6 protein-coding genes are annotated in these 6,041 nt (G+C 64.5%); 3 read left to right on the top strand and 3 right to left on the bottom strand.

What is annotated here, in order from left to right:
• Both prfA and prmC read left to right on the top strand, forming a co-directional pair.
• A partial coding sequence (prfA, locus tag RT662_RS10255) for a peptide chain release factor 1 (RefSeq protein ID WP_313670613.1) occupies window positions 1-897 on the top strand: 897 nt, incomplete at its 5' end.
• On the top strand, window positions 897-1,727 hold the full coding sequence (gene prmC, locus RT662_RS10250) for a peptide chain release factor N(5)-glutamine methyltransferase (protein ID WP_409530163.1): 831 nt from the start codon (window positions 897-899) through the stop codon (window positions 1,725-1,727). The genes prfA and prmC, both read left to right, overlap by 1 nt.
• Here the strand turns inward: prmC and RT662_RS10245 are convergent.
• Window positions 1,695-3,368, bottom strand: a complete 1,674-nt coding sequence (locus tag RT662_RS10245) for a serine hydrolase domain-containing protein (RefSeq protein ID WP_313670611.1) — start codon at window positions 3,366-3,368, stop codon at window positions 1,695-1,697. The two genes, prmC and RT662_RS10245, sit on opposite strands and share 33 nt — an antisense overlap.
• Before the next feature lie 45 nt (window positions 3,369-3,413).
• A complete protein-coding gene (mazG, locus tag RT662_RS10240; protein WP_313670610.1) occupies window positions 3,414-4,199 on the bottom strand; it encodes a nucleoside triphosphate pyrophosphohydrolase in 786 nt (261 codons plus the stop codon).
• Between the two features lie 178 nt (window positions 4,200-4,377).
• On the opposite strand from mazG, the gene RT662_RS10235 reads away from it, so the two are divergent.
• On the top strand, window positions 4,378-5,427 hold the full coding sequence (locus RT662_RS10235) for a putative sulfate exporter family transporter (RefSeq protein ID WP_313670609.1): 1,050 nt from the start codon (window positions 4,378-4,380) through the stop codon (window positions 5,425-5,427).
• Here RT662_RS10235 and RT662_RS10230 read toward each other — a convergent pair.
• The coding region (locus RT662_RS10230) for an MBL fold metallo-hydrolase (protein WP_313670608.1) at window positions 5,422-6,041 on the bottom strand (620 nt) is incomplete at its 5' end. The two genes, RT662_RS10235 and RT662_RS10230, sit on opposite strands and share 6 nt — an antisense overlap.

Raw genomic sequence — 6,041 nt, 5'->3', positions numbered from 1 at the left:
ACCGAACGCGATGAATTGCAGGCGATCCCGGCCGGGGACGAGATGTACGCGATCGCGCAGGAAGAGCTGGCCAGCATCACTGCGCGGCTGCCGGCCGCCGAGCGCGCGCTGGCACTGAAGCTGTTGCCGCGTGATGCCGCCGATGATCGTTCCGCCGTGCTGGAAATCCGCGCCGGGACGGGCGGGGACGAGGCCGCGCTGTTCGCCGGCGATCTTGCCAGAATGTATGAACGTTATTCAGCAAACCACGGCTGGCGCTGGGAAATCCTTTCGGCCAGTTCATCTGATATCGGCGGATTCAAGGAGATCATCGCCAGCGTGTCCGGCGCCGGGGTGTTTGCGCGGCTGAAGTTCGAAAGCGGCGTGCACCGCGTGCAACGCGTGCCGGCCACCGAAGCCGGCGGCCGCATCCACACCAGCGCGGCTACCGTTGCCGTGCTGCCGGAAGCCGAGGATGTGGACGTCGCCATCGACGAGAAGGATCTGCGCATCGACGTGTATCGTGCGTCCGGCGCCGGCGGCCAGCACGTGAACGTGACCGACAGCGCCGTGCGCATCACCCATATCCCCACCGGCGTGGTTGTGGCCGTTCAGGATGAACGCAGCCAGCACAAGAACAAGGCCAAGGCGCTGAAATTGCTGCGCACCCGTCTGTTCGATGCCGAACGCGAACGCCTGGCCAGCACCCGCAGCGCCGATCGCAAGGCAATGGTTGGCAGCGGCGACCGGAGCGAACGCATCCGCACCTACAATTTCCCGCAAGGCCGCGTGACGGACCATCGCATCAACCTCACCCTGCATCGTTTGCCGGAAATCCTCGCCGGCGGCGGCCTTGATGAACTGGTCACCGCGCTGATTGCCGAAGACGAAGCGGCGCGCCTGGCGAGTTTGGGGTGATCCGCACCATCGATGCCCTCAATGCCGCTGCCGCCCGCATCGGCGGAGAGACGCCGCGTCTGGATGCCGAAGTGCTCCTGGCCCATCATCTCGGCTGTTTACGAGGCGACCTTTTACTGAATCCGGATCGCAACTTCGAACCGCAAGATTATGAAAAACTGATCGAACGTCGCACCAGCGGTGAACCGGTTGCCCACATTACCGGCACCCGCGAATTCTGGTCACTCACCTTGAAGGTCAGTCCCGATGTGCTGATCCCGCGCCCGGACACGGAGACACTGGTCGAAGTGGCGCTCAAGCTCTGCGCTCGCCCACCAGTCCGCATTCTCGATCTGGGTACCGGTTCCGGTGCGCTGCTGCTGGCTGCCTTGAGTGAATGGTCAACTGCGACCGGCCTTGGCATTGATGGCAGCCCGGCGGTCCTGGCCGTGGCGCAGGAAAATGCCCAATCCACCGGCCTTGATGGCCGGACCAGCTTCCGGCTCGGCGACTGGGGGAAGGGGCTGGATGAACGCTTCGATCTGATCCTCAGCAATCCGCCCTATATCGCTGAAACTGAACACCTCTCTGAAGAAGTGCGCACCTTTGAGCCGGCCAGCGCCCTGTTCGCCGGGGCCGACGGCCTCGACGATTATCGCCGCATCCTGCCGCAACTGCCCGGCCTGCTGAACCCCGGCGGGCTTGCGGTCGTGGAAATCGGCCACACCCAAGGCCCGGCGCTGCTGGCCATGGCGGCTGACCACGGCTTCACCGCCAGCCTGCACCGGGATCTGGCGGGCCGCGATCGCTGTGTTGCGCTAAACGTCCCGACGCTCAAGCCGGCGACCTGACCAGATCAGTACCTGCGGCACGCCGTTCACTTGTGCCTCAAAACGCAGCCGTTCCGGGCTGTTGGCCGGATCAGCCGGTACGAAATCCACCTTGCCGGTGCGACGCAGGAGACCGGCACCGCCCAGATAGAGTTGGTCGCCCCGCGCCACGATACTGACGCCGCCAATCCACGGATCATCGCTTTGATAATGGCCGGCCAGCGCCGCAATTTCGGGCGTGGTGGCGGGCAGGGGCGCATTCACCCCTGATCGCACGAAGCGCCGGCTGCCATGATCCAGCGCGATCACCGCCTTTTCGCGCCGCACCGCCACCAGTGGCCACTCCACCAGCCCCGGATGTGCTGTCACGAACAGGCCGCCACCTTCCGCCTGAAGTGGAACCCGCGCGCCATCCAGCACAACAACCAGGCCGGGCAAAATATCGAGCTGGGTCTGGCCATCACTGTAGCTGCCCACATAATCGCCGGCATCGCCGGGCAAGCCACCCAGGGCCGGCGGCGCGGGGATGGCAGCGCCGGCCGCTGCCGCGCGCAGCGCCCGCAGCGCATAGAGCGTGATCAGCCGCGGCCGATAATTCATGCCGCCCACCGCGCAGCTGGCAAAGGCACCCAGGCCCGCCGCCGCGTCAACATGGAAAGACGAGGAAAAACACACCATGCCGCCGGTGTGGTGCAAAAGCGGCCGGCCTTCATCGGTGCGGTGCATAAGGCCCAGGCCATAGGTTTCGGCGGGGCTCGCCGGATCCTGCACCACCGGGTTTTCCAGCCACAACCGCGCCTGCACATCAGTGAGCAATGGCGCGCCCTTGCCCTGACCAACCGCGATCAGGAAGTTCAGATACTTCGCCATGTCGGCCAGCGGTGCCGCCACCGAACCGGCGGCCAGATTGGCATCCACCCACGGCGCCGGCGCCAGCGCCATGCCGGGCAGCACCGGCCGATCAGGCCGCAAGGGGCTGTAACTGGCGGGATAGCGGCTGCGATCGCGCCACTGGATGGCACCGCGCGTGTTGGTCATGCCCAGCGGCTTGCACACGCGCTCCTCGATGATCTGCTTTACCGGCTTGCCCTCAATGCGGGACAGGGCCTGGCCAACCAGATCATAGCCGGTGTTGCTGTAGCTCCAGCCCTTGCCGGCGTTGAAACCCCGCCACAATTTCTCGCCCAGTGCCGGCGCGAAATCCGGCAGGCCGGTGGTGTGATCGAGCAGGCCGCGCAGTGTGAAGGGCCCGCCCGATGAAACGCCGGGCAACTGGGCTTCGGGCAGATGCTGGCGCAGTTCATCATCCAGCGTCAACTTGCCCTCCGCCTGCAGCGACAGGCAGGCCAGCGCCAGGAAGCTCTTGGAAATGCTGCCGATCTGCCACAGCTCATCGCCGATGAGCGGCTGCGTCTCGCGATAATCGCGGGTGCCGGAAAGGATGGTGAAGGGGCGCCCACCGGCCACCACCACCATGCCCATCGCCGGCAGGCCATAATGCCGGCGGTGCGCTTCCAGATAGGCGGCAACAGCTTCCAGTGCGCGGGCTTCCGCCGCAGAGGCGCCCGGCGCAATCAGCGTGGCATTGGCCGCCCCGGCCAGCGATGCACCGGCCGCCCCGGCCAGAAACAGACGACGATCAATGGTCTTGGCAATCGGCATTGCACTTCTCCCCGGCCGCACTGTGCAAGGGCAGGGCCGCACCCGTCAACGGCGTTCGGCGGCCTTCACTTGTTGCCAGAGCACTTCCTGGGCATCGAGCGGCAGCGAAGGGAAAACTGGACCGGCCAGCGCCTCCATGGCGCGGAATCGCCGTTCGAACTTGGCATTGCCGGCGCGCAGGGCGGCTTCCGGATCAATACCATGGCGGCGGGCAAGATTGGCGAGCACGAACAGCACGTCGCCCATCTCCTCGGCACGGTGGGCGTCATCAGTAGCGGTGTCTAACTCGGCCAGTTCCTCGTCCAGCTTGGCGCGCACGCCGGCCACATCGGGCCATTCAAAGCCAACGCGCGATGCGCGCGCCTGCAGCTTTTCGGCGCGCATCAGGGCGGGCAGGGCCGTCGCAACCCCGTCCAGTGCCGAAACCGGCATTTCAGGCGCGCCGGCAGCAGCGCGTTCTTCGGCCTTGATGCGTTCCCATTCATCCTTCTGGGCCACGGCATCGGCGGCGCGGGTGCCATCACCAAAGATGTGTGGATGGCGACGCTCCATCTTTTCGCAGAGCGCGGTCACGACATCAGCCAGGGCGAAATGCCCGGCTTCCTCGGCCATGCGGCTGTGAAAGACGACCTGGAACAGCAGATCGCCCAGTTCTTTCTTCAATTCCGCCATGTCCCGCAGCGCAATCGCTTCGGCAACCTCATAGGCTTCCTCGATCGTGTACGGCGCGATCGTGTCGAAATCCTGGGCCAGATCCCACGGACAGCCGTGCTCCTTGTGGCGCAGAGCGGCCATGATATTCGCAAGGCGATCGAGCGAGAGCGTTTGCATACCGCTTCACTGCCGCAGTGCCGGCTGGGTTTCAATCGGTTCGCACTGGGCGGGGGAACATCACGCCGTGCCAGCAATGCCCGATAGGTTTGCCTGATAATATATATTATGTTTAATCAGAACCGAGGCTACAAGCGACCCCTTGGCGAAAACCCTGCAACCGCCTAACCCTGCACCGATGGATGCCGCCAATCAAATGCCACAGGCCGCCGATCTTTACGGCGACATTGAACGCACACCGGCGACACGCTGGCGCGATTATCTTCCTGGTTTGATGGTCGCCGTGTTGGCCACGCTGGCGGCGGCATCGCTTGCCGATCGTTATGGCGCACCGCTCACGCTGCTGGCGCTGCTGATCGGCCTCGCCATGAACTTCCTCTCGGCCGATCGGCGGCTCACGCCGGGTCTCACGCTGGCAAGCCGTGAATTGCTGCGCTGGGCCATCGTGCTGGTGGGTGCTCGCATTACGCTGGAACAGATCGTGGCGCTGGGCCCGCAATCGCTGCTGGCGGTGGTCGCCATCGTTGGCATCACCATTGGTGCCGGCGTGCTGGCGGCACGAAGCCTTGGATTTTCTTCGGCTTTCGGCACATTGTCGGGCGGTGCCGTGGCAATTTGCGGGGCTTCAGCAGCCATGGCCTTGTCCGCCACACTCAGTGAGCGACGGGTGCGCCAGGCCGAACTCACCCTCGTACTCGTCGGCACCTCGACGATGAGCAGCGCCGCCTTGATTCTCTATCCAGCGATCTGTGAGTTGTTCAATCTGAACGACTTGCAGGCCGGTTTCGTGCTTGGCGCCTCGATCCACGACGTCGCACAGACTTTGGGCGCCGGCTATGCCTTTTCCGGGCCCGCTGGTGAAACCGCCACCATTGTCAAACTGGCCCGCGTCGCGTTGCTGGCGCCGGTGCTGGCACTGGTCGCGCTGGCCTTTCCGCAGCCGCTGAAGATCAGTGGCGGCAAGCGTGCGGCGCCGTTGCTGCCATGGTTCGTGGTGGGATTCTTCGTGGTGGCAGGCATCAACTCAACTGGCATCATCCCGGCGCAAGCCTCTGGATTTGCAGCTGATATGTCGAGCTGGATGCTGGCAGTTTCGGTTGCGGCGACTGCCATCCGCTCGCCATTGGGCGAGATCTTGAAGGCCGGGCCCAAACCGCTGTTGGTTGGCATAGCCGCGAGCCTCACCAGTCTGGCGGCAGCGCTCGGGTTTGCGGTCCTGGCGCTATAGCGTGATCACCTGCCCGTCAAAGCCCGGTTCCACGCCGGGCTGCAGTTCGGCGCGCAGCGTTTCATAGTCCATCGATTGGTCCATGTGGGTGAGCACCGCCCTGCCCGGCCGGCGCTTCTCGATCCAGTCCAGCGTCTGTTCCAGATGGGTGTGCGTCGGGTGCGGCTCGCGGCGCAGGGCATCGACCACCCACAGATCAAGACCGGTCAACGCGGCATCGGCGCGGCCATCAAAGTCTTTGACATCAGTGGAGTAGGCAAAGCTCTTAGCAGCATGATCGAAGCGCACGCCGGTCGATTCAATGTCCCCGTGCAGCTGCGGGAAGGGAGTGATGCACAGATCACCCAGCATCACCGGTTGTTCGAAATCATGTGCCGTGCAGGTGGCGGGATAGCCGGCGGCGCCGAAGAACACATAATCAAATCGCGATTTCAGCACCGAGAACGTCGCCGGACTGGCCCACACGTCCACCGGGCGGCGCATGGCGTGGAAGACCTGGCGCAAATCATCGATGCCGTGGGCGTGATCGGCATGGTCATGGGTGATGATAACCGCATCAAGGTGAGCGACCCGGGCGGAAAGCAATTGTTCCCGCAAATCCGGCCCGCAATCGA

Source organism: Sandarakinorhabdus sp. (assembly GCF_032115815.1).
Taxonomy (GTDB): Bacteria; Pseudomonadota; Alphaproteobacteria; order Sphingomonadales; family Sphingomonadaceae; genus Sandarakinorhabdus.
The sequence above is the reverse complement of the archived record's forward strand: the minus strand, read 5'-3'. Positions and strand labels throughout refer to the sequence as shown.

Coding starts and splice junctions, on each gene's coding strand:
- mazG (WP_313670610.1), bottom strand. CDS start 4,199: ATGCAAACGCTCTCGCTCGATCGCCTTGCGAATATCATGGCCGCTCTG.
- RT662_RS10245 (WP_313670611.1), bottom strand. CDS start 3,368: ATGCCGATTGCCAAGACCATTGATCGTCGTCTGTTTCTGGCCGGGGCG.
- RT662_RS10235 (WP_313670609.1), top strand. CDS start 4,378: ATGGATGCCGCCAATCAAATGCCACAGGCCGCCGATCTTTACGGCGAC.